Here is a 22,805-nt window from a genome sequence, read left to right as displayed (position 1 = left end):
GTTTGGAAACGTTTCCACCAACTCCAGGGTCCGCGCAGCCGGGGGAGGGCCCGGGGCCTCAGAGGCAGTGAACACTGTCGATCAAGGCATAGGCTTGATTGCATGACCACAGCCGGAGTTCCAGGGCTGCCCTCGCCGGGGCGCTGCCTCGTCATGGGCGTGGTCAACGTGACTCCGGACTCGTTCTCCGACGGGGGAGCGTGGTTCGATCCGGACAAGGCGATCCGGCACGGGATCGACCTGGTGGCCGAGGGCGCGGACGTGGTCGACGTGGGCGGCGAGTCCACCCGTCCCGGCGCCCAGCGGGTCTCCCAGGAGGAGGAGCTGCGCCGGGTCGTGCCGGTGATCGAGGCGCTGGCCGCCGAGGGCGTGCCGGTCTCGGTCGACACGATGCGCGCCGAGGTGGCCGAGGCCGCCGTGGCGGCGGGCGCGCGGCTGGTCAACGACGTGAGCGGCGGGGTGGCCGACCCCGACATGGCGCGGGTGGTCGCGGCCGCCCGGGTGCCGTACGTGGTCATGCACTGGCGCGGGCACAGTCACGACATGTACACCCGCGCCGTCTACCGGGACGTGGTCCGCGAGGTGCGCGACGAGCTGCTCGTACGGGTGGACGCGATCCTGGCCGCGGGCGTCGACCCGTCGATGATCGTGCTCGATCCGGGCCTGGGCTTCGCCAAGAGCCCCGAGGCCGGTCACAACTGGAGTCTCATCGCACATCTGGATGCGTTCCTGGACACCGGATACGCGGTCCTGGTGGGCGCCTCCCGCAAGCGTTTCCTTGGCAAGCTGCTGGCGGGGACCGACGGGATCCCCCGCTCGTTCATCGACTGCGACGACGCGACGGTGGCCATCACGTCCCTGGTCGCCGCCGCGGGCGCCTGGTGCGTGCGGGTGCACCGGGTACGGCCGAACGCGGACGCCGTGCGGGTGGCGGCGGCGATCCGCGCTCACTCCGACGACCGCGCCTATCGCGCGCACACCGACGACCGCTCGCCTATCGAAGACCGCGCGCATACCGACCTAGACCGTTCCGACGACCCCGGGAGCATCGACCAGTGAGTCCAGCCGATCTGGCCGCCCTCGACGAAGCAAACGCCGAGTACTACGCCGCGTTCGAGGCCGGGGACCTGGACCGGATGTCGGCGATCTGGGCGGAGGGGAAGTACGCCGAGCGCGTGACGTGCGTGCACCCGGGCTGGCCGAGGTTGCGCGGCCGGGAAGAGGTACTGCGCTCCTGGGCGTTGATCATGGCGAACACCAGCTACATCCAGTTCGTCCTGACGGGGGTCGAGGCGGACATCAACGGCGACCACGCCGTGGTGACCTGCTCGGAGAACATCCTGACCGCCGACGAGGACACCGAGGCCGGTTTCCTCGCGGGCGGCGAAGTCGTGGCGACCAACGTCTTCGTCCACACCGAGGGGGAGTGGCGGCTGCTGCTCCACCACGGTTCGCCCATCCTGAACACCGCAGAGGAAGAATGAGCGCCGACACTCTCGACACGATCGAACTCCGCGGGCTGCGCGCCCGGGGACGGCACGGATGCCTGCCCGCCGAGCGTGAGCTGGGACAGGAGTTCGTGGTCGACGTGGCGCTGGGGCTCGACACCCGCCCGGCCGCGGCGGGCGATGATCTGTCGCGTACCGTCGACTACGGATCGCTCGCCGGCCGCCTGGTCGCCGTCGTCGAAGGGGACCCCGTGAACCTCATCGAGACGCTGGCCGACAGGCTGGCCGCGGTCTGCCTGGAACAGGAGACGGTGGCGCAGGTCGAGGTCACCGTCCACAAGCCGAGCGCCCCTGTGCCGCACCCCTTCACGGACGTGGCCGTGAAGATCAGGAGGAGTCGCCCATGACAGCGTCCGACCCGATCCACCGTCCCGACCGCACCGCGACCGGCGGCCACATGCTGGTCCACCACCGCGTCGTCTTCTCACTCGGCAGCAACCTCGGCGATCGGCTGGACAACATCCAGGAGGCCGTCGACGCGCTGTTCGACGCTCCCGGCCTGTCGTTCGTCGCGCTGTCGCCGGTGTACGAGACGCCCCCCTTCGCGCCGCCCGGGCAGGACATCCCCGAGCAGGGCGACTTCCTCAACATCGTGCTGGTCGCCGACACCCGGCTGCCCCCGGAGAACCTGCTCGAACGCGTCCTCAACATCGAGAACGCGATGCAGCGCGTCCGTGAGGTCCGCTGGGGGCCGCGCACGCTGGACATCGACATCGTCGTGTTCGGCAACGTGAGCATGGACGACCCGGACCTGACGCTCCCGCACCCGCGCGCGCACGAGCGCGCGTTCGTGCTCGTCCCCTGGGCCGACATCGAGCCGGACGTGCTGCTGCCCGGCCACGGCCGCGTCGGTGACCTCGCGAACGCCAAGCAGGCGGAGGGAGGCCCCTCGGCCGTCCGCCGCCGCGAAGACCTGACCCTGCAGCCGCCTGCATGAAACCGACCCGCCTCACGTTCCTCACCGCCCTGGTGGTCGTCATCGGACTGATCACCTGGGCGGTGCTGCGGACCGCCTACGTGTCGCTGCCGCCGCTGCCGTGGACGGCGGTGCCGACGCTGCTCCTCCTCGCCCTCGGCGAGGCGTTCACCGGCTTCAGCACGCTGCGCCGGATCCGCCGCAAGAAGGGCACCAGGCCGGTCGAGCCGCTGGTCGTCGCCCGCCTGGCCGCGCTCGGCAAGGCGACGGCGCTGGCCTCGGCCGTGCTGGCCGGGGTCTTCGCCGGCTTCGCCGCCAGCCTCGCCGACGCGCTGGACAAGCCGACGCCGCGCCACGACTTCTTCGTGAGCGGCGGTACGTTCCTGGCCGCGCTCGTGCTGGTCGGCGCCGCGTTCTTCCTGGAGTTCGCCTGCCGGGTCCCCAAGGATCCGGATGAGGAGAACCAGCAGGACCGCGGCGCCTCTCGCGCGTGAGGAACGCCTCCCGCGCGTGAGGAACGCCTCCCGCGCGTAAGGAACGCCTCCCGCGCGTGAGGAACGCCTTCCGCGCGTGAGGAACGCCTTCCGCGCGTGTGGGGCGTCTAGGGGCGGAGCAGGTACGGGACGCTGGCGTTGAGGAAGCGGCGCGGGAACTCGTCGCGCATCCGCCACAGCCCGGCGTCGATCACGAAGTGGGCCATGACCGCGCCCAGGTAGGCGCCGTAGAGAGCCCGTTCCAGCGCCGACGACGCGCCGTGCAGGTGGGACGCGTAGTTGAGCGCCACTCCGCCCGCGATCGCGATCGCCGCCATGACGGCGAGGCCGATGGCGGGCGTACGGCCCGGACGCGGGGCACCGGACACCAGGCCGACGATCAGCAGGTACTGGTAGCCGTGCGCGACGGTGAGGCCGGCCACGGCGGCGTACGGGGATGTGAAGACGAAGACCGGCGTGAAGAAGAGCAGCGACGTCAGGTAGACGACCATGAATCCGGCCGGGCGGCGTTGCCTGCGCACCAGGGCGTAGAGCCCGAGCGCGACGCCGGCGGCGAAGACCGCGAGGGTGAACGGGAAGAACGCCCGCAGGTGCGGGTCCACGCCCAGCTGGAGCAGGTCGGGGTGGCAGATCAGACCGGCGATTCCGCCGACGCCCGAGATCACGATGGCCTGGCGTTCCAGCCGGGCGAGCGAGCCGCTGCCTTGGGACACGCCGGCGAGGGCGGCCATGCCGAGGTTCTGCTTCTGGAAGTGGAAGAACTGCCAGGCGAAGTAGGCCAGGAGCGCCCATTGAAGGCGGTCGTACGGAACGAAGACCGCGGTCACGGCCGTGCCGACGATCAGGGCGGTCGGCGCGACGATGTAGCGGCCGCGGTGGGTCAACGCGTGCGCGCGGATCTCGGGAAGCGTGTAGAACCACGCGGTCGCGGCCACGTGAACGGACGAGCCCAGAAAGAGCAGGGCCCCGAGCGCTCGGCCCGCGCCCGCGCCCGCACCCGCCGCGTCCGCACCCGTGCCTGCGCTTGCGCCTGCGCCCGTGGGAGGAGCGAGGGCTATGGCCGCCGCGAACGCGCCCAGTGACAGCACGATCGTTCCCACCAGCCAGGTGCGCCGCAGCAGCCTGAAGGTCTGCAGCGGCGCACCCGCCTGGGTCTCTGCCTGAACGGTCATGACGGGAGGGGTCAGCCGCCGCCGCACCCGCCGGCGGCGCTCGCGTCGCCGGCGAACAGGGCGAGCACGACTGCCGCCACGAACGCGAAGGCCACCAGCACGGTCGCGATCACGGCGATCTTCACACCGCGGCCACCTGGACGCTGTGGAGACTGCCCCCAGGTCGTCCACTCCATCTGCTGATTCATGACCATTCGGACGCGGCGGGCGCCCCGGTGGTTCATTTCACTTGTCGATGTCGCCCACGACGAAGAACATCGAACCGAGGATGGCGATCATGTCGGCGACCAGGTTGCCGGGCAGCAGCTCCGACAGCACCTGGATGTTGTTGTACGAGGCGGAGCGCAGCTTCAAGCGCCACGGCGTCTTCTCGCCTCGGGAGACCAGGTAGTAGCCGTTGATGCCGAGGGGGTTCTCGGTCCAGGCGTAGGTGTGTCCCTCGGGGACCTTGAGCACCTTGGGCAGCCGCTGGTTGATCGGGCCGGGCGGGAGGCCGGCGAGGCGGTCCAGGCAGGCGTCGGCCAGGTCGAGCGAGGCGTGCACCTGGTCGAGGAGGCACTCGAAGCGCGCCAGGCAGTCGCCTTCGGAACGGGTGACCACGCGGACGTCCAGGTCGCCGTAGGCCAGGTACGGCTCGTCGCGGCGCAGGTCGAAGTCCACCCCGGCGGAACGGGCGATGGGACCCGACACGCCGTACTGCAGGATCTGCTCGCGGGTGATCACGCCGACGTCGCGGGTGCGGGCGCGGAAGATCTCGTTGCCCATGATCAGGTCGTCGATGTCGCTCATCCGGGAGCGGACGACGGAGATCGCGTCGCGGGCGCGGGTCGTCCAGCCGGCGGGCAGGTCCTCCTTGAGGCCGCCGACGCGGTTGAACATGTAGTGCATGCGGCCGCCGGAGATCTCCTCCATGACGCGCTGGAGCTGCTCGCGCTCGCGGAACGCGTAGAAGATCGGGGTGATCGCGCCGACCTCGAGCGGGTACGAGCCGAGGAACATCAGGTGGTTCAGGACCCGGTTGAGCTCGGCGAGCAGCGTGCGCGCCCAGACCGCCCGTTCGGGCACCTCCATGCCGAGCATGCGCTCGACCGCCAGCACCACGCCGAGCTCGTTGGAGAACGCCGACAGCCAGTCGTGGCGGTTGGCCAGCACCACGATCTGCCGGAAGTCGCGCACCTCGAACAGCTTCTCGGCGCCCCGGTGCATGTAGCCGACGATCGGCTCGGCCGAGGCGATGCGCTCGCCGTCCAAGGTGAGGCGCAGCCGCAGCACCCCGTGCGTGGACGGATGTTGCGGCCCGATGTTGAGGGTCATGTCCTCGGTGGCGAGCTCCTTGGCGCCCGCACCGATCCCGACGATCCGCTCGGTGGTCACGGTTGCCATCGTGCCACGGGCAGGGCTCGCGGTAACGAGGCCATTTCGGGTTGACTAGTGCCGATGAATCCCACCCATGAGGATCCGCCTCCGGGACAGGCGCAGCAGGGGCAGCAACCCCAGCAGGGCCGGCCCCCGGCGGGACCGCCGCAGCTGCAGCCGCCCATGCCCCAAGGGCCGCCCGGGCAGACCGGCGGCGTGCCCGTTCAGGCTCCTCCGCAGTACCCCGCCGACCAGGCGTTCCAGCCCGGTGGCGGCCTGCCGTGGGCGGGGATCTCGAAGCGTTTCACCTGGCACCGGCGGCTCGTGGCGGTGCTCTGGGCGATTCCGGTCGCGGCGATCGGCGCGTTCCTGGTCGCCCAGAGCGGCGGAACGATCGGCGCTGTGCTCTGGCTCGTCGCCGTGCTGCTGTCGGTCGGGCTCGCCTGGATCGTGGCCGAGCTCGGTTATCGGGCCCTCGGGTACGCCGAACGCGCCGACGACCTGATCGTGATGAACGGCGTGTTCGTCAAGCGGCTGATCGTCGTGCCGTACGGGCGGATGCAGTTCGTGGACGTCACCGCGGGCCTGCTGGAGCAGTGGATGGGCATCGCGACCGTCCGGATGCACACTGCGGCCGCCGCGACCGACGCCGTGATCCCCGGGCTTCCGGCCGCCCAGGCCCAGCAGTTGCGCGACCGTCTCGCCCAGAAGGGCGAGGAACGGAGCATGGGACTGTGAGCGGCCCCTACGGCCCGCAAGGCCCACAAGGCCCGCCCTACGGCGGTCCTCCCCAAGGCCCGCCGCAAGGCCCCCCTCAAGGTCCGCCGGGAGGCCCTCCGCAGGGCCCGCCAGGCGGACCCCCTGGCGGGTATGGCCCTCGGCCTCCGTACGGCCCGCAGGGCCCCTCAGGCCCCTATGGCCCGTACGGCCCTCAAGGACAGCCAGGGCAACCTCCTGGACAGCCCCCTCAGCCGCAGGGGCCGCCCTATGGCCCTCCCCAGCCTCCGTACGGCAGGCCCCCATACGGCGGCCCGCCCGGCTACGGCATGCCTCCGGGCCACTACGGACCTCCCGCGCCCCCTCCCGTGCGGTTCTCGGAGGGGATGCACCGGCTCCACTGGGCCACCGCGCCGCTCCGCGCGTTCACGATCCTGATCATCTACTTCGTCCTGCTGGGCTTCCCGCTGCTGTTCACCAGGACCGACAGCGGCGCGGCCATCCAGCTCACTCCCGAGGTGCTGGCGCGCTTCCTGATCATCACCGTCCCGGTGGCGGCGGTCGCGGTCGGCGCGGGCCTGTGGGGCTGGCTGGCGCTGCGCTTCACGATCGACGGCGACGACCTGGTCGTGGAGACCGGCCTGCTGCGCAAGCGCAAGCGCCGCATCCCGCTGTCGCGCATCCAGGCCATCGACCTGGTCCGCCCGCTCGTGACGCGGGTGTTCGCGCTCGCCGAGGTGCGGGTGGAGCTCGCCGGCGGCGACAAGAGCGAGATCGTGCTGCGCTACCTGGGCAAGAACGCCGCCCAGCAGCTGCGCGCCGAGCTGCTCGCGCGCGCCGCCGGGCTGCCCGGCCACACGCCCGAGGCGCCGGAACGGCCGCTGTGGCGGGTCCCGTTCGGCTCCCTCTTCGGCTCGCTGATCTTCCGGCTGCCGGTGGTCGGGACCGGGCTGCTGTTCCTCGGCTCGCTGGTCTTCATGATCGTCTACGCCGAGCTCGGCATGCTCGTGGTCGCGAGCGCGGCGCTGCTCGGCCTGATCCGCGCGGTCGTGGCGCCGCTGGTGATGTACGCCAACTTCACGGTCGCGCTGTCACCCGACGGCGTCCGGCTGCGGTACGGCCTGCTGGAGACCCGGATGCAGACCGTTCCACCGGGCCGGGTGCAGGCGATCAGCCTGGTCGAACCGATGATCTGGCGGGGGAACGGCTGGGCGCGCCTGGAGGTCACGGTCGCGGGTTACGCGGGCGAGCGCCAGGCGCTCTCCTCGATCCTGCTGCCGGTCGCGCCGCGTGCGGTCGCGCTGCACCTGATCTCCCAGGTCTTCCCCGGCACGAACGTGGACGCGGTGCCGCTGGTCCCGGCCTCGTCCAAGGGCGTCTCGTTCGACAAGGCCGACGGCGCGGGCACCGACGACGCGGTGTTCGTCTCCCGGCACGGCTGGGGCTGCCGCCGCACCGACGTGATCGCGCACGCACGAGCCCAGAGCGTCCGGCTGACCTCGTCGCCGATCCAGCGCATGCTGGGCCTCGCCACGGTCCACGTCGACGCCCCGCCCGGACCCGTCCAGGTGGCTGCCGGTGATCGCGACCTCGGTGAGGCGCGCGCCATCGTCGAGTCGACCGCTCGCCGCGCCCAGGCCGCCCGCCGCGCAGGCGGCGACCCCGGCCGCTGGGCCACCCGCTGAGCAACTACCTCAGCCCGCGCGCGGGCGCGCTACCTGAGCGTGGAACGAGCCGGAGGCGAAGTTCCACGCTCAGATCGCGAAGCGATGTCGCGCCCGCCCTTTTGGGGTTTGCCTCCGAGCCGCCAGGCGAGGAGGCAAGGCCCCAAAAGCAATAAGCTCAGCGATGTGGCTTATGACCCCTGGTCGCCGGGCTTCGTGGCCGACCCCTACCCGGCGTTCGAGCGGCTGCGGAACGAGCGGCCGGTGTTCTTCCACGAGCCGACCGGGCAGTGGGTGATCACCCGCTACGAGGACGTGGACGCGCTGCTGCGCGACCGTCGCCTCGGCCGGTCGTACCTGCACGTCGGAGGCCACGAGGAGTTCGGGCAGCAGCCCGAGGCCGAGTTCCTGAAGCCGTTCTGGGATCTGATCCGCGCGGGCATGCTCGACGTCGAACCGCCCACCCACACGCGGCTGCGGCGCCTGGTGTCCAAGGCGTTCACCGCCCGCATGGTCGAGGGCCTGCGGCCGATGGTCCGCGCGCTCGCCGAGGAGCTCGCCGCGGGCTTGGCCGCCAAGGGCGGCGGCGACCTGGTGGCCGAGATCGCCGAGCCGCTGCCGGTGAACGTGATCGCCGAGATGCTCGGCGTCCCCGCCTCCGACCGGGACCTGCTGCGGCCCTGGTCGGCCGACATCTGCGGGATGTACGAGCTGAACCCGTCCGAGGAGAACCAGCGGATCGCCGTCCGCGCGGCCGTGGAGTTCTCCGGCTACCTGCGCGAGCTGGCACGGTCCCGGCGGGCCGAGCCGCGCGACGACCTGATCAGCGCGCTCGCGCAGGTCGTCGACGAGGGCGACCGGCTCAGCGAGGACGAGCTGATCGGCACCTGCGTCCTGCTGCTGAACGCGGGGCACGAGGCGACCGTCAACACCACCGCCAACGGCTGGTGGTCGCTGTTCCGCAACCCCGGCGAGCTCGCCCGGCTGCGCGCCGACCACGGGCTGATCCCGACGGCGGTCGAGGAACTGATGCGGTACGACACGTCGGCGCCGATGTTCGAGCGGTGGGTGCTGGAGGACATCCGGATCGGCGGGGTCGACATCCCGCGCGGCGCCGAGGTGGCGCTGCAGTTCGCCTCCGCCAACCGCGACCCGGCCGTCTTCGCCGACCCCGACCGCCTCGACCTGGCCCGCGACCCGAACCCCCACATCACGTTCGGCCTGGGCATCCACTACTGCCTCGGCGCGCCGCTGGCCCGCATCGAGCTGAACGAGTCGTACGGTGCGATCCTGCGTGCCGCGCCCGCCCTGAAGCTCGCCGTCGAGCCCGAGTGGAAGCCGGGATTCGTGCTGCGCGGCCTGGAATCCCTGCAGGTCGAGGTCTAACCGCGGCTCAGACCGCGAGGATCTTCGGGATCGGGATGCCGACGGACTGGGCGAGCCAGCCGAAGCCGCCCAGCCCGGCCGGGTCGGTCAGCTCGGCGTCCTCGCCCGCCGCGCACAGGGCGGCGACGTAGCCGCGCGGGTCCTGGTGGGCCATCGTGATCGGCGGTCGGGAGCCCGTCAGGCCCAGGCCGCGCAGGGCGGTCCGCTGGGTGGTGAGGAGCGTGGCCGTCGCCCCGGCCCGTTCACCCGCGGTCATGCAGGCGTCCAGCGCGACATGCGCGGTCACGTCGCACGAGCCGTCCGGTACGGCGGGCACGAGGGCGCCGTCGCGGTAACCGGCGAGCGTCCCGTACACCGGACGGGCCGCCAGGGTGTGGGAGTAGTCGACGGCGACGGCCAGGCCGCCGCGCAGCCGTTCGATCACCGACGCCCAGGCGCCGCAGCGCGGATGGCCGAGTTCGGCGCGGTCGCCGGGCTCGTGCAGCGGCCACCACTGCCGCAGCCAGTCCAGGTCCTCGGCGGACGGCTCGGGCCCGGGCCGTTCGGCGCCGGTCGCGGCCCAGACCTCCAGCAGGCGCGGCCCGGCGGGGGTCTGCTCGACCACGTCCAGCGGTACGTTGTCCAGCCACTCGTTCGCGATCACCAGGCCGGTGATCTCGGTGGGCAGCACGGACCGCCACTCGATCTCCTCGGGGATCTCCGGCGGCCGGGCGGCGATCTCCACGGCGGCCGGGGCCAGCCGCGCGGCCAGTCCCGGCTCGGCGGCCCGCACGATGTTGATCAGGAGCCGGCCGGTGCCCGCGCCGATGTCGACCAGGTCCAGGCGCGGCGGATGGCCGAGCGCCGCGTCCACCTCGCTCAGCACCCGCGCCAGGGCGCCGGCGAAGCGCTCCGAGGCGTGCACGGACGTGCGGAAGTGCTCGGCAGGACTCTCCCTGCGGTAGAAGCCGTTCTCGCCGTACAGGGCCTGCTCCATCGCAGTGCGCCACGTCACCCAGGCCGCCACACCCTCGACGTTATCGCGGCCCGGCGCCCGACTTGAGTCGTAGCCGAGTCCGCCTTGCGGTTGATACTGCGCTGACCACGGCGAACGTACGCTGGCTCTATGCTCGGCAGACTCTGGGACTGGTGGCGTGCCAAAACGCCCCTCATCGACGCCTTTTTCGCGGCGCCGCTGGTGCTGCTGTCCGTGCCGGAGTTCTTCAACAGCGGCGACAGCATCCGCACCCCTGTCTACTTGCTGCTGAGCCTGGTGCTGATCGCGCCGCTGGTGCTCCGGCGGACCTTTCCCCGGACGGTCTTCGCGTTCATCGCCCTGGTGGCGTTCGCCCAGTGGCTCAACCAGGTCGACATCATGGCGGCCGACATCGCGGTCCTCATGGCGCTCTACGCCGTGGCCGCCTACCAGCCGCGCAGATGGGGGGTCGCCGCGGCCCTGGTCGCCGAGTTCGGCGTCGTCCTGATCGTGATCAGCGGCACCTACACGCACGGCGGCTGGGAGGCGCGGCGCGGCACGTTCATCGCGCTGACCATCGTCGTCGTCGGCGTGTGGATCCTCGGGCTCTACATGCGCACCCGCCGCGCCTACATGACCTCGCTGGAGGAGCGGGCCGAACGGCTCGAACTCGAGCGCGAGCAGGACGTGCAGATCGCCATGGCCGCCGAGCGCGCCCGGATCGCCCGAGAGCTGCACGACGTCGTCGCGCACAACGTCAGCGTGATCGTCGTCCAGGCCGACGGCGCCTCGTACGCCATCGAGACCGACACCGCCCGCGCCAAGCAGGCACTGGAGGCGATCTCGGCGACCGGCCGGCAGGCGCTGACCGAGATGCGGCGGCTGCTCGGCGTGCTGCGCGAGGACGAGACCGAGCAGGAGTACGCGCCGCAGCCCGGCGTCGGCCAGCTCGCCGACCTGATCGAGGCCTGCCGCGGATCGGGGCTGCAGCTGGAGTTCGAGAGCCACGGGCGGCCGCCCGAGATGCCCGAGGGCCGCCAGCTGACGGTCTTCCGCATCGTCCAGGAGGCGCTCACCAATACCCTCAAGCACGGCGGTCCCACAGTCACCGCGAAGGTCCGGCTGGACTACGGTGACGATGCGGTCGAGATCAGCGTCGTGGACGACGGCCGCGGCGCCGCCGCCCATGACGACGGCCGCGGGCACGGCCTGGCTGGCATGCGCGAACGCGCCGAGATGTACGGCGGCACGGTGCGGACCGGGCCGCGGGCCGGCGGCGGCTTCGAGGTGATCGCGCGGGTCCCCGTGCGCGAGGAGGTCAGAACGTGAGCGAGGCGGGCAGCGTGAGCGAGGCGGGCAGTGTGAGCGAGGCGGGCGGAACGTGAGCCAGGTGGTCCCGGACGAGGACGACGCCGGCCCGATCAGGGTGATGCTGGTCGACGACCAGGAGCTGGTGCGGGCGGGCTTCAAGATGGTGCTGGACGCCCAGCAGGACATCGACGTGGTCGGCGAGGCCGCCGACGGCGCGCAGGCGCTCGAGCAGCTGCGCGCGACCACCGCCGACGTGGTCCTCATGGACGTGCGCATGCCGCGGATGGACGGGATCGAGGCGACCCGGCGGATCACCGCGGGCGGCGAGGTGCCCAAGGTCGTCATCCTCACCACGTTCGACCTCGACGAGTACGCCTTCGCCGCGATCAAGGCGGGCGCGGGCGGCTTCCTTCTCAAGGACGCCGGGCCGGCCCAGCTGATCGAGGCGATCCGGGCCGTGCACTCGGGCGACGCGGTGGTCGCGCCCAGCACGACCAAGCGGCTGCTGGACCGGTTCGCGCTGCACCTGCCCGACAAGGAGCAGCAGGCGAGCGGTGCGGCGCTGAAGTCACTGACCGAGCGCGAGACCGAGGTCCTGCACCTGGTGGCCAGGGGCATGTCGAACGGCGAGATCGCCGAGCGGCTCTTCGTCTCCGAGGCGACCGTGAAGACCCACATGGGCCGGATCCTGATGAAACTGGAGCTCCGGGACCGGGTCCAGGCGGTCGTGTTCGCCTACGAGACAGGTCTGGTCAAGAGCGGTCAAAGCTGACAACTCTCCGTCACGAAGTGATTACTCCGAGGTGACTTTTTGCCTTCGACCTTGGGTTGGTGTTTGCCTTTCCCATCGGTAACTGGATAACTACTGTACGTGACGTGGTCTCAAGGGCGAGACCGCGGCACCTGGAAGTCAGGTCGGGCCCCCAACGGCCCCCACGTACGGGAGGATCCACGTGCTCAAGAAGCTCGCCGCCACCGGCGTTCTCGCCTTCGCCGTCACCGGCTCGGTGCTCGCCGCCGCCCCCGCGAACGCCGACATTCACACCAGCGGCGCCGGCGGTGTCCTCAGCGGCAACCAGGTCGTCGCCCCGATCTCCATCCCGATCAGCGTCTGCGGCAACGCCGTGGCCGTGCTCGGCATCGCCGGCGCCGGCTGCAAGGGCGGCGCGTCCGTAGGCGGCCACGGCCACCACAGCTAGGACCCGCGCCGAGCCGCGCCCCTGAGGCGCGGCGGCACGAGGTGTAAGACAGCAGGAACACTCAAGCGCGAGAACGCCGGAGACCAACGCCAGGTCTCCGGCGTTCGCCGTTCCCGGACCAGCTCAGCCCGCGCCGCGAGCGCGTCACCTGGCGCCGGGCCCAACGCCGAAGGCGAGGGCCCGGCGCCAGATCGCGAAGCGATGTCGCGCTCGCACGCTTTTGCGGTTCGGGCCCCGAGCCGCCAGGCGAGGGGCCCGAGGCCGCGAAAGCTAAGCAATACAGCGTACGTCTCAGGTCGTACGGGGGCGGGCGGGTCGGCTCATGTGCTGACGCCAAGCGTGGCCGCATGGTCGATGGCAGCGGGAGGGCCGATCCCTAGCGTTGATCACGACGTTCACACCACGAAGGAGAACCGCCGTGACCAGCACCTACGCAGGCCCCCCAGCGGGCACCGCCACAGCCGTACCGGCCGTCGTGGCCACCGAGGTGACCAAGGTGTACGGGTCGGGCGACGCCGCCGTGCACGCGCTGCGCGGGGTGAGCGTCGGGTTCGCCCGCGGCGCCTTCACCGCGATCATGGGCCCGTCCGGGTCGGGCAAGTCCACCCTCATGCACTGCCTCGCGGGCCTGGACACCGTGAGCGCCGGCCGGGTCCAGCTCGGCGACGCCGAGATCACGCAGCTCGGCGACAAGCAGCTCACGCTGCTGCGCCGCGACCGGGTCGGGTTCATCTTCCAGGCGTTCAACCTGCTGCCGACGCTGAACGCCGAGCAGAACATCCTGCTGCCGCTGGAGCTGGCGGGCCGCAAGCCCGACCGGCAGTGGTTCGACCAGGTCGTGGACGTCGTCGGGCTCCGCGACCGGCTCTCGCACCGGCCGAACGAGCTGTCGGGCGGCCAGCAGCAGCGGGTGGCGTGCGCCCGCGCGCTGGTCTGCCGGCCGCAGGTCATCTTCGCCGACGAGCCGACCGGCAACCTGGACTCGCGGTCGAGCGCCGAGGTGCTGAGCTTCCTGCGCTCGTCGGTCCGCGAGATGGGCCAGACGATCGTGATGGTCACACACGACCCGGTCGCCGCCTCCTATGCCGACCGCGTGGTGTTCCTGCGCGACGGCCAGATCGTCACCGAGACCTACCAGCCCACGCCCGGCACCGTGCTGGACGTCCTGAAGAGCCTCGGGGGCTGACGTGCTGAAGACGACGCTCGCGGGCCTGGCGGCCCACAAGCTGCGCCTCCTGCTCACCGGGATCGCGATCACGCTCGGGGTCGGCTTCATCGCCGGCACGTTCGTGCTGACCGACACCATGCAGAACGGCGTCGACACCAGGTTCGCCCGTTCGGCCGACAGGGTCGACGCGGCCGTGGTGCACAAGCAGGGCGCGGCCGAGGGCCAGATCCCGGCCGACCTGCTCGCCAAGATCCGCAAGGTGCCGGGTGTGACGGACGCGCAGGGCATGGTGCGCGGCGACGCGGCCCTGGTCGGCAAGGACGGCAAGGTCATCGGCGACGTGCCGACCGCGGGCCTGTCGGTCCCGTCCGGGAAGCTGCTGCGCTACGACATCACCACCGGCAAGGCGCCCGCCGGTCCCGGCGAGGCGGTGGTGGACGAGAAGACCGCCAAGCGCCAGGGCTTTCACGTCGGCGACACCGTGACGGTCTTCGACCAGAAGGTGCGGCCGCACACGTTCAAGCTCTCCGGCATCGCCGACTTCGGCATCGACCAGGACGCGGGCTACCGCGGCGCGGTCGGCTTCGACCCGGCGACCGCGCTCCAGATGACCGGCCAGAAGACCTACGAGGAGATCGACGTCGCGGGCGGGGGCCTCGGCGACATCTCCAAGGTGGTCGGCGGCACGTTCGACGTGGTCAACGGCAAGCAGCTCGGCGACCGGCTGGCCAAGTCGGCCGGCGCCGACATGAAGATCATCCGGACCGGGCTGCTGCTGTTCGGGCTGGTGTCGCTGCTGGTGTCGGCGCTGGTCATCTACAACACCTTCTCCATCCTGATCGCCCAGCGGATGCGCGAGATGGCGCTGCTGCGCTGCGTCGGCGCCACCCGCCGGCAGATCTTCAACGGCGTGCTGGTCGAGTCCGTGGTCGTCGGCATCGTCGGCTCGCTGTTCGGGCTGGCGGCCGGAGCCGCGCTCGGCGGCGGCGCGCTCGCGGTGATCAACTGGCTCGGCGCCGACATGCCGAACGAGGGGCTGTCGTTCGCGCCCCGTACCGCCGTGATCGGCATGGTGGTGGGCGTCCTGGTGACCGTGGTGTCGGCCCTGCTGCCCGCACGCGCGGCGACGCGGGTCGCGCCCATCGCGGCCCTGCGCTCGGACATGGAGCCCGGCAGCGGCCGGTTCAGGCTCGGCTGGATGCGGACGACGCTGACGGTCCTGCTGGGCGGCCTCGGGCTGCTGGCGGCGGCGTACGGCTCGCTGGGCATGGAGAAGGGCGAGACCGCGATGTTCCTGGTCGCGTTCGCCGGTGGTCTGATCTTCCTCGCGGTGATCGCGCTGATGCCCGCGCTCGTCCGGCCGCTCGGCGGCCTCGCCGGGGCGATCCCGGCGCGGCTCGGCGGCGTGCCCGGGCGCCTCGCGGTGGAGAACGCGCGGCGCTCGCCGCGGCGCACCGCCACCACGACCATCGCGCTCACCATCGGCGTCGGGCTGATGAGCCTGTTCGCCGTGGTCGCGGCCAGCGGCAAGGCCACCTCGACCGCGCAGCTGGAGAAGCAGTTCCCGGTCGACTTCCAGCTGGAGACCCACCTCGGCGACGAGCAGAAGCCGGTGCCGGGCGCGCTCGTCGGCGCCCTGCGCAAGCTGCCGCAGCTGTCGGCCGTCACCACCATGCAGGAGCAGGAGGTCAGGGTCGGCGACTCCGACAGCCACGTCGGATCGGTCACCCAGTCCTCGCTCGGCACCGTGGTGAAGCCCGAGTTCAAGGGCGGCACCATCGCGGACCTGCGCCCCGGAACGATGGCGGCCGATGAGAACGTGGCCAAGAGCCGCGGCATGCGCGTCGGCCAGACGGTCCGGGTCGCCACGCCGCACGGCTCGGTCCCGTTGAAGCTCGTCGCGACCGTGAGCGGTGACATGCCGCTGCCGACGTTCCTGATGACCGAGGCCGACTTCACGCGGTACTTCGGCGCCAAGGACCCCGAGTCGGTCTACCTGAACGCCAAGGACGGCCAGAGCGACCAGGCGCGCAAGGCGATCGAGGCCGCGGCCAAGCCGTACCCGGCCGTCAAGCTGACCTCGTCGGCCGACATCAAGGCCGAGTACACCAAGGCGCTGGACATGGTGCTGATGATCTTCGGCGGGCTGCTCGGCCTGGCGATCATCATCGCGCTGTTCGGCATCGCCAACACCCTGACGCTGTCGGTGGTGGAACGGACCCGGGAGTCGGCGCTGCTGCGCGCGCTCGGCATCACCAAGCGCCAGTTGCGCCGGATGCTCTCGGTCGAGGCACTGGTCATGGCCGTGATCGGCGCGTTCACCGGCTGCGCGCTCGGGGTGGTGTTCGGCTGGGCCGTCACCAACTCGATGTCCAAGAGTTCGGTCTTCGCGCTGCCCTACCTGCAGATCGTGGGCTTCATGGTGCTGGCCGGGGCCGCGGGCATGCTCGCCGCCGTGCTGCCCGCCCGCCGCGCCGCCAAGACCTCGATCGTGGAGTCCCTGTCTGCCTAGCTTTCGCGGCCTCGGGCCCCTCGCCTTGCGGCTCGGGGCCCGAACCGCAAAAGAGTGCGAGCGCGACACGGCTTCGCCGTCTTCGCCCGGCGCTCGCTCCGCTCGCGCCGGGCTCAGGTAACGCGCTCGCGTGCGGGCTGAGTCGGCCGGTCAGCTCCATCGGTACGACTCCGCCCCACCGCTGTGAGGATGAGCGGTGGGGCGGAGTCGTTCCTTACGATGGGCCTGGTTCCTGGTGGTGGCCTCGTTCCTTGCGGTGGTCAGCCGGAGTTGCCGCCGGCGTCGCTCGCGTTGGAGTGGTTCTTGACGCCGTTGTGGTTGCAGTTGGTGCCGGCCTGACCGGCCACCGACACCGAGCCGCAGGTGACGCCGTAGCCGCCGACGATCGTGACGTTCACGGTGTTGCCGATCGCGTTGCCGTGGTTGTGGTTGTGGGGGGAGGCCATCGCCGGTCCGGCCATGAAGGTGGCTCCGGCGATGGTCGCGGTGACCGCACCGGTCTTGAGGGCTGTCTTGATCACGGTGTGCTCCATCTCGTCGTCGGGCGGAGCGCCCTTTCTTCACCTTGCGTGACGGCCGTCACAACTCAGAGTTACCTCGCATTCGAGATCGTCAGCAAGGATTGGACCTCTGTCGCGGTCCAAGTGTGACCACCCGGTCGGTTCTGGTATCACGTTCAGTAGTCAAGCAGTCACCGTGACGGCAGGGCGTGCGTGGGTGCTGTGCCTCTCCGGGGCCGCAGGTACGCTGGACCGCGCACGTCCGGTACCCACCCGAGGACTGGAACGAAGAACATGGACTCATCGGTCACGCCCGCCTCCGGCACGCCCGAGGATCGGCCGGCCCGGCTCTCGGTCGGCGTCGTCGGCGCGGGCCGCGTCGGCACCGCGCTCGGGGCCGCGCTCGCACGCGCCGGTCACCGGCTCGTGGCGGCGTCCGCGGTGTCGGAGGAGTCCCGGCGGCGGGCCGGTGAACGGCTGCCCGGCGCGGCCATCGGCACCCCGCAGGAGGTCGTCGCCGCGGCCGACCTGATCCTGCTGACCGTTCCCGACGACGCGCTGCCCGAGCTGGCCGCGGGCCTGGTCGCCACCGACGTCGCGGTGGCCGGCAAGCTGTTCGCCCACACGAGTGGCCGCTACGGCACCGCCGTGCTCGACCCGGTCACCCGGGCCGGCGCGCTGCCGCTGGCGCTGCACCCGGTCATGACGTTCACCGGACGCGAGGACGACGTCAGCCGCCTCAGCGGCATCTCGTTCGGCGTCACCGCCCCCGACCCGCTCCGCCCGGTCGCTGAGGCACTGGTCCTGGAGATGGGCGGCGAGCCCGCCTGGATCACCGAGGAGGCCCGCCCGCTCTACCACGCGGCGCTGGCGGGCGGTGCGAACCACCTGGTCACGCTGGTCGTGGAGTCGATGGACCTGCTCCGCGAGGCCGGCGTCGCCGAGCCCGGCCGGATGCTCGGCCCGCTGCTCGGCGCCGCGCTCGACAACGCGCTGCGGCTCGGCATCGGCGGCCTCACCGGCCCGGTCGCCCGCGGCGACTCGGGCACGGTCGCCGACCACGTCGCCGAGCTCGGCCGCGTCTCGCCCGCCGGTCTGCGCGCGTACGTGGCGCTGGCACGCCTCACCGCCGACCGCGCGCTCGACGCCGGAATGCTGAAGCCCGAGGACGCCGAGCGGCTCCTCGAAGTCCTGGCCGACTGAGGGAGGGCACCGTGACTCCGGTCATCGCGAAGACCCGTGAGGAGCTGGCCTCGGTACGTTCCGGGGTGACGGGCACGCTGGCGCTCGTACCGACGATGGGCGCGCTGCACGAGGGGCACCGGTCGCTGATCCGCAAGGCACATCAGGTGGCCGACGTGGTCGCGGTCAGCATCTTCGTCAACCCGCTGCAGTTCGGGCCGGGCGAGGACCTGGACCGTTATCCCCGTACGTTCGCCGCCGACATCGAGGCGTGCGCGGCCGAGGGCGTGGACATCGTCTTCGCCCCCACCCAGGACGTGATGTATCCCACGCCGCCCGTGGTGACGATCGACTCCGGGCCCATGGGGCGCGTGGTGGAGGGGATCACCCGGCCCGGGCACTTCGACGGAATGCTCACGGTCGTCATGAAGTTGTTGAACGTGGTGCGCCCGGACGTCGCGATCTTCGGCGAGAAGGACGCCCAGCAGCTGGCCATGATCCGCCGGATGGTCGCCGACCTCGAGGTGCCGGTGCGGATCGTGGGCGGGCCGACCGTACGGGAGCTCGGCGGGCTGGCCCTGTCCAGCCGCAACCGCTACCTGTCGGAGGCCGAACGGCGGACCGCGCTGTCGCTCTCGCAGGCGCTGCAGGCGGGGGAGGACGCGGCGCCCGGCGGTCCCGCGGCGGTGGTCGCGGCGGCCAAGGCCGTGCTCGACAAGGCGGTGGGCGCCGATCCGCCGCTGAAGCTCGACTACCTCGTGCTGGTCGACCCCTCGACCTTCACCGAGGTCGAGGCCGGACACACCGGCGACGCCGTCCTGGCCGTGGCGGGCCGGGTCGGCACCACCCACCTCATCGACAACGTTCCAGTGCACTTCGCCGGCACCCCCAAGGAGTCCTGATGTTCCGGACGATGTTCAAGTCGAAGATCCACCGCGCCACGGTGACGCAGGCCGACCTGCACTACGTGGGCTCGCTGACGATCGACCAGGACCTGATGGACGCCGCCGACCTGCTGCCGGGCGAGCAGGTGCACGTCGTCGACATCGACAACGGCTCCCGCCTGGAGACCTATCTGATCGCGGGCGAGCGCGGCTCCGGCGTGATCGGCATCAACGGCGCCGCGGCCCGGCTGGTGTCGCCCGGCGACCTGGTGATCATCATCAGCTACGCGCAGATGAGCGACGCCGACGCCCGCGCGTTCGAGCCCCGCGTGGTGCACGTGGACCGCGACAACAAGATCATCTCGCTGGGCGGCGACCCGGGCGAGCCCGTCCCCGGCAGCGACCAGCTCCGAAGCGCCTTCTCCGTGCCCGTGCACTGACCCTGATCGCGCCAGGAAACCGCAGGTTCTCGTCCCGTTTTCGGGCCGTTGGCCTGCGGTTTCTTGTCTTGGGGTGATCCCGGTCGCAGAGGGATCCAGGGGTTAGTGTCACAATGACGAGAACAAACCCCTGGAGGAGGGCACATGACCCCTCAACTGCTGGCCGCCCCCGAGCCCGGCTGGACCCGTGACACCGACATCGTCGTGATCGGATCCGGCATCGCGGGCCTCGTGACGGCGCTCCGCTGCCGCGACCACGGCCGGGTGCTGCTCGTCACCAAGGCGCTTCTCGACGAGGGCTCCACCCGCTGGGCCCAGGGCGGCATCGCCGCGGCCCTCGCCCCCGACGACTCCCCGGACGAGCACCTGGCCGACACGCTCGTCGCCGGGGTCGGCATCTGCTCCGAGGACGCGGTCCGCACGCTGGTCACCGAGGGGCCGGACGCCGTACGGCGGCTGATCGCGCTGGGCACCGAGTTCGACCGTACGGCCGATGGCGAGCTGGACCTGACCCGCGAGGGCGGCCACCACCGGCTCCGCATCGCGCACGCCGGCGGCGACGCCTCCGGGGCCGAGATCAGCCGGGCGCTGCTGGCCGCGCTCAAGGACGCCGACGTCCAGGTCATCGAGCACGCCCTGGTCATCGACCTGCTGAAGGACGAGAACGGGCGCGCCGCGGGCGTCACGCTGCACGTCATGGGCGAGGGCCAGCCCGGCGGCGTCGGCGCCGTACGGGCCCGCGTGGTCGTCCTGGCCACCGGCGGCCTCGGCCAGGTCTTCTCGGCCACCACCAATCCCGGCGTCTCGACCGGCGACGGCGTAGCGCTCGCGCTGCGCGCCGGTGCGGAGGTCGCCGACCTGGAGTTCGTCCAGTTCCACCCGACCGTGCTGTGGCTGGGCGACGGCGCGCGCGGGCAGCAGCCGCTGATCTCCGAGGCGGTACGCGGCGAGGGCGCCTACGTGATCGACCACGACGGCGAGCGGTTCATGGTCGGCCGGCACGAGCTGGCCGAGCTTGCCCCGCGCGACGTGGTCGCCAAGGGCATCATGAACCGGATGCTGGAGACCGGCGAGTCCTGCATGTTCCTGGACGGCCGCCACTTGGGCGAACGGACGTGGGAACGCCGCTTCCCGACCATCATGGCCGCCTGCCGCCACCACGGCATCGACCCGGTCACCGAGCCGATCCCGATCGTTCCGGCCGCCCACTACGCGAGCGGCGGCGTCCGCACCGACCTGTACGGCCGTACGAGCGTCCCCGGCCTGTACGCGTGCGGCGAGGTCGCCTGCACGGGAGTGCACGGCGCCAACCGGCTCGCCTCCAACTCCCTGCTGGAGGGCCTGGTCTTCGCCGGTCGCATCGCCGAGGCCATCCCCGGCGATCTGGCCGTGGCCGGGCCGTCCAGTGCCGTCGTGCCGCAGGCCACGCCCGTCGGCGGGCTCCTGGACCCCGCCCTGCGTACGGAGATCCAGCACATCATGACCAGCCAGGTCAGCGTCCTGCGCTCGGCCGAGGGTCTGGCCGCCGCCGACCAGGCCCTGAGCGCCCTTGGCAGTGTGAGCGTGGCGCCGGGGGTGGAGGCTTGGGAGGTCACCAATCTCCACACGGTCGCCAGTGCGATCGTGGCGGCGGCGCGGCGGCGCGAGGAGACGCGGGGGAGCCACTGGCGGGAGGACTTCCCGGAACGGGACGACGCCCGCTGGCGCGGTCACCTGGTCGGCCGCATGGCCGACGGTACGTACACCACCACCTACGAGGAGCTGGCATGACGCCGGAACTGCAGGAGCGGCTGACCGCCGCCGGACTCGATCCACAGGCTGTGGAAAACCTGGTCCGGGTCGCACTGGCCGAGGACGGCGAGGTCGACGTGACCAGCACGCCGATCTTCGCACCGGACGACGTGGCGAGCGGGGACTTCACCGCGCGTGAGGACGGCGTGGTCGCGGGCATCCCGGTGGCCGAGGTCGTCTTCGAGGAGCTCGGCATCGCTTACGCCGCCAAGGCCGCCGACGGCGACCGGGTCACGGCCGGCCAGGTGCTGATCACGGTGAACGGGCCGACGCGGGCCGTGCTGCGCGCCGAGCGGATCGCGCTCAACTTCATGACCCACCTGTCGGGCATCGCGACCGCGACCCGCCAGTGGATGGACGCCATGGAGGGCACCAACGCCAAGGTCCGCGACAGCCGCAAGACGCTGCCCGGCCTGCGGGCCCTGCAGAAGTACGCCGTACGGTCCGGCGGCGGGGTCAACCACCGCATGGGCCTTCATGACTCGGCCCTGATTAAGGACAACCACGTGGCCGCTGCCGGGTCGGTCACCAAAGCCTACGAGGCGATCCGGCGGGTGTATCCGGCGCTGCACGTTCAGGTGGAGTGCGACACCCTGGCCCAGGTCGAGGAGGCGCTCGCGGTCGGCGCCGAGTCGATCTTGCTGGACAACATGTCGGACGCCGAGATGGCCGATGCCGTAAGGCTTGTCGCGGGCCGCGCCGAGCTTGAGGCCAGCGGCGGTCTCGCTTTGGCCAGGGCCCGAGACGTCGCCGTGACCGGCGTCGACTACCTTTCAGTAGGTGCGCTGACGCACTCGGCGCGCGTTTTGGACATCGGCCTTGACTTCTCCTGACCAGCGGGGACCGAATGCTGCTCACGATCGACGTCGGTAACACCAACACCGTCCTCGGCCTGTTCGAGGGCGAGGAGGTGATCGAGCACTGGAGGATCAACACCGATCCGCGGCGTACCGCCGACGAGATCGCGGTGGTCCTGCAGGGGCTCGTCCAGCAGAGCCCGTTGCTGGCCGACACCGACATCAGCGGCATCGCACTGTGCTCGACCGTCCCGTCCGTTCTGCACGAGATGCGCGAGATGTGCCGCCGCTACTACGGCGACGTTCCCGCGGTGATCGTCGAGCCCGGGGTGAAGACCGGGGTGCCCGTCCGGATGGACAACCCCAAGGAGGTCGGGGCCGACCGCATCGTCAACGCGCTGGCCGCCGTGCACCTGCACGGCGGCCCCGCGATCGTGGTCGACTTCGGCACCGCCACCACGTTCGACGCGGTGTCGAGCAAGGGTGAGTACGTCGGCGGCGCGATCGCCCCCGGCATCGAGATCTCCATCGACGCGCTCTCCTCACGCGGCGCCCAGCTCCACAAGATCGAGCTGCAGCGGCCCCGGAACGTGATCGCCAAGAACACCGTCGAGGCCCTTCAGTCCGGCATCATCTTCGGCTTCGCGGGCCAGGTCGACGGCATCGTCGAGCGCATGACCGAGGAACTGACCGAGGACCCCGAAGAGGTCACCGTGATCGCCACCGGCGGCCTCGCCCCGCTGGTCCTGGACGAGGCCCGTTCGATCGACGAGTTCGAGCCCTGGCTCACCCTCGTCGGCCTCCGCCTCATCTACGAGCGCAACACCCCCTGACCAGGGAGCTGCGCCTGAAC

The 22,805-nt window shown here is 71.4% G+C and carries 23 protein-coding genes; 19 read left to right on the top strand and 4 right to left on the bottom strand.

Annotated features, from left to right (window positions below; genetic code table 11):
- Positions 1 to 102 precede the first annotated feature (102 nt).
- Genes folP through J4573_RS30980 form a run of 5 tightly spaced genes read left to right on the top strand, consistent with a single transcriptional unit; the run spans position 103 to position 2,918 of the window.
- Positions 103 to 1,059 (top strand): dihydropteroate synthase, encoded by a 957-nt coding sequence (gene folP / locus J4573_RS31000; protein WP_243773823.1) that lies wholly within the window; start codon positions 103 to 105, stop codon positions 1,057 to 1,059.
- Positions 1,056 to 1,484, top strand: a complete 429-nt coding sequence (locus J4573_RS30995; protein WP_307797033.1) for a nuclear transport factor 2 family protein — start codon at positions 1,056 to 1,058, stop codon at positions 1,482 to 1,484. Before folP ends, J4573_RS30995 begins: the two co-directional genes overlap by 4 nt.
- Complete coding sequence (folB, locus tag J4573_RS30990) at positions 1,481 to 1,855, top strand: dihydroneopterin aldolase (RefSeq protein WP_208259437.1); 375 nt, start codon at positions 1,481 to 1,483, stop codon at positions 1,853 to 1,855. Before J4573_RS30995 ends, folB begins: the two co-directional genes overlap by 4 nt.
- On the top strand, positions 1,852 to 2,445 hold the full coding sequence (gene folK, locus J4573_RS30985) for a 2-amino-4-hydroxy-6-hydroxymethyldihydropteridine diphosphokinase (protein ID WP_208259436.1): 594 nt from the start codon (positions 1,852 to 1,854) through the stop codon (positions 2,443 to 2,445). The genes folB and folK overlap by 4 nt, the downstream gene beginning before the upstream one ends.
- Entirely contained in the window at positions 2,442 to 2,918 is a 477-nt protein-coding gene (locus J4573_RS30980; RefSeq protein ID WP_208259435.1) for a DUF3180 domain-containing protein, read from the top strand. The genes folK and J4573_RS30980 overlap by 4 nt, the downstream gene beginning before the upstream one ends.
- Before the next feature lie 107 nt (positions 2,919 to 3,025).
- On the opposite strand, the gene J4573_RS30975 is transcribed toward J4573_RS30980, so the two are convergent.
- Both J4573_RS30975 and J4573_RS30970 read right to left on the bottom strand, forming a co-directional pair.
- Positions 3,026 to 4,090 (bottom strand): hypothetical protein, encoded by a 1,065-nt coding sequence (locus J4573_RS30975; RefSeq protein ID WP_208259434.1) that lies wholly within the window; start codon positions 4,088 to 4,090, stop codon positions 3,026 to 3,028.
- 225 nt (positions 4,091 to 4,315) lie between these two features.
- Positions 4,316 to 5,473, bottom strand: a complete 1,158-nt coding sequence (locus J4573_RS30970) for an NADH-quinone oxidoreductase subunit D (protein ID WP_208259433.1) — start codon at positions 5,471 to 5,473, stop codon at positions 4,316 to 4,318.
- A gap of 54 nt (positions 5,474 to 5,527) precedes the next feature.
- Here J4573_RS30970 and J4573_RS30965 point away from each other — a divergent pair, with 54 nt between their 5' ends.
- From J4573_RS30965 to J4573_RS30955, 3 genes are all read left to right on the top strand, one after another.
- Positions 5,528 to 6,184 (top strand): PH domain-containing protein, encoded by a 657-nt coding sequence (locus J4573_RS30965; protein ID WP_243773822.1) that lies wholly within the window; start codon positions 5,528 to 5,530, stop codon positions 6,182 to 6,184.
- A 365-nt stretch (positions 6,185 to 6,549) separates the two neighbouring features.
- The gene (locus J4573_RS30960) at positions 6,550 to 7,848 is read left to right on the top strand and encodes a PH domain-containing protein (protein ID WP_243773821.1); all 1,299 of its coding nucleotides are present in this window, start codon (positions 6,550 to 6,552) and stop codon (positions 7,846 to 7,848) included.
- 165 nt (positions 7,849 to 8,013) lie between these two features.
- Positions 8,014 to 9,213, top strand: coding sequence for a cytochrome P450 (locus tag J4573_RS30955; protein WP_307797032.1), 1,200 nt, complete (start codon positions 8,014 to 8,016; stop codon positions 9,211 to 9,213).
- Positions 9,214 to 9,220: 7 nt separating this feature from the next.
- Here J4573_RS30955 and J4573_RS30950 read toward each other — a convergent pair whose 3' ends face one another.
- Entirely contained in the window at positions 9,221 to 10,219 is a 999-nt protein-coding gene (locus J4573_RS30950; protein WP_307797030.1) for an SAM-dependent methyltransferase, read from the bottom strand.
- A gap of 99 nt (positions 10,220 to 10,318) precedes the next feature.
- Here J4573_RS30950 and J4573_RS30945 point away from each other — a divergent pair, with 99 nt between their 5' ends.
- The 5 genes from J4573_RS30945 to J4573_RS30925 all read left to right on the top strand — a co-directional run bounded on the left by J4573_RS30945 (position 10,319) and on the right by J4573_RS30925 (position 16,358).
- The gene (locus J4573_RS30945) at positions 10,319 to 11,497 is read left to right on the top strand and encodes a sensor histidine kinase (protein ID WP_208259431.1); all 1,179 of its coding nucleotides are present in this window, start codon (positions 10,319 to 10,321) and stop codon (positions 11,495 to 11,497) included.
- 100 nt (positions 11,498 to 11,597) lie between these two features.
- Positions 11,598 to 12,251, top strand: a complete 654-nt coding sequence (locus J4573_RS30940; protein WP_208259564.1) for a response regulator transcription factor — start codon at positions 11,598 to 11,600, stop codon at positions 12,249 to 12,251.
- Positions 12,252 to 12,432: 181 nt separating this feature from the next.
- Positions 12,433 to 12,678 carry a chaplin family protein gene (locus J4573_RS30935; RefSeq protein WP_208259430.1) on the top strand — a complete coding sequence of 82 codons (246 nt, stop codon included), beginning with the start codon at positions 12,433 to 12,435 and terminating at the stop codon, positions 12,676 to 12,678.
- Positions 12,679 to 13,096: 418 nt separating this feature from the next.
- Positions 13,097 to 13,864 (top strand): ABC transporter ATP-binding protein, encoded by a 768-nt coding sequence (locus J4573_RS30930; RefSeq protein WP_208259429.1) that lies wholly within the window; start codon positions 13,097 to 13,099, stop codon positions 13,862 to 13,864.
- A gap of 1 nt (position 13,865) precedes the next feature.
- A complete protein-coding gene (locus J4573_RS30925; RefSeq protein ID WP_208259428.1) occupies positions 13,866 to 16,358 on the top strand; it encodes an ABC transporter permease in 2,493 nt (830 codons plus the stop codon).
- A 260-nt stretch (positions 16,359 to 16,618) separates the two neighbouring features.
- Here J4573_RS30925 and J4573_RS30920 read toward each other — a convergent pair whose 3' ends face one another.
- Positions 16,619 to 16,879 carry a hypothetical protein gene (locus J4573_RS30920; protein ID WP_208259427.1) on the bottom strand — a complete coding sequence of 87 codons (261 nt, stop codon included), beginning with the start codon at positions 16,877 to 16,879 and terminating at the stop codon, positions 16,619 to 16,621.
- A 273-nt stretch (positions 16,880 to 17,152) separates the two neighbouring features.
- Between J4573_RS30920 and J4573_RS30915 the strand changes: the two genes are divergently transcribed.
- From J4573_RS30915 to J4573_RS30890, 6 genes are all read left to right on the top strand, one after another.
- Positions 17,153 to 18,061 (top strand): Rossmann-like and DUF2520 domain-containing protein, encoded by a 909-nt coding sequence (locus tag J4573_RS30915; RefSeq protein WP_208259426.1) that lies wholly within the window; start codon positions 17,153 to 17,155, stop codon positions 18,059 to 18,061.
- An 11-nt stretch (positions 18,062 to 18,072) separates the two neighbouring features.
- On the top strand, positions 18,073 to 18,942 hold the full coding sequence (gene panC, locus J4573_RS30910; protein ID WP_208259425.1) for a pantoate--beta-alanine ligase: 870 nt from the start codon (positions 18,073 to 18,075) through the stop codon (positions 18,940 to 18,942).
- Entirely contained in the window at positions 18,942 to 19,364 is a 423-nt protein-coding gene (panD, locus tag J4573_RS30905) for an aspartate 1-decarboxylase (RefSeq protein WP_208259424.1), read from the top strand. Before panC ends, panD begins: the two co-directional genes overlap by 1 nt.
- A 144-nt stretch (positions 19,365 to 19,508) precedes the next feature.
- Positions 19,509 to 21,134 carry an L-aspartate oxidase gene (locus tag J4573_RS30900; protein WP_208259423.1) on the top strand — a complete coding sequence of 542 codons (1,626 nt, stop codon included), beginning with the start codon at positions 19,509 to 19,511 and terminating at the stop codon, positions 21,132 to 21,134.
- Positions 21,131 to 21,988, top strand: a complete 858-nt coding sequence (nadC, locus tag J4573_RS56755; RefSeq protein ID WP_208259422.1) for a carboxylating nicotinate-nucleotide diphosphorylase — start codon at positions 21,131 to 21,133, stop codon at positions 21,986 to 21,988. The genes J4573_RS30900 and nadC overlap by 4 nt, the downstream gene beginning before the upstream one ends.
- A 14-nt stretch (positions 21,989 to 22,002) precedes the next feature.
- Positions 22,003 to 22,785 carry a type III pantothenate kinase gene (locus tag J4573_RS30890; protein WP_208259421.1) on the top strand — a complete coding sequence of 261 codons (783 nt, stop codon included), beginning with the start codon at positions 22,003 to 22,005 and terminating at the stop codon, positions 22,783 to 22,785.
- Positions 22,786 to 22,805: the final 20 nt, after the last annotated feature.

This window comes from Actinomadura barringtoniae, assembly GCF_017573505.1.
GTDB lineage: Bacteria > Actinomycetota > Actinomycetes > Streptosporangiales > Streptosporangiaceae > Spirillospora > Spirillospora barringtoniae.
This window is presented reverse-complemented; position numbering and strand designations above follow the sequence as displayed.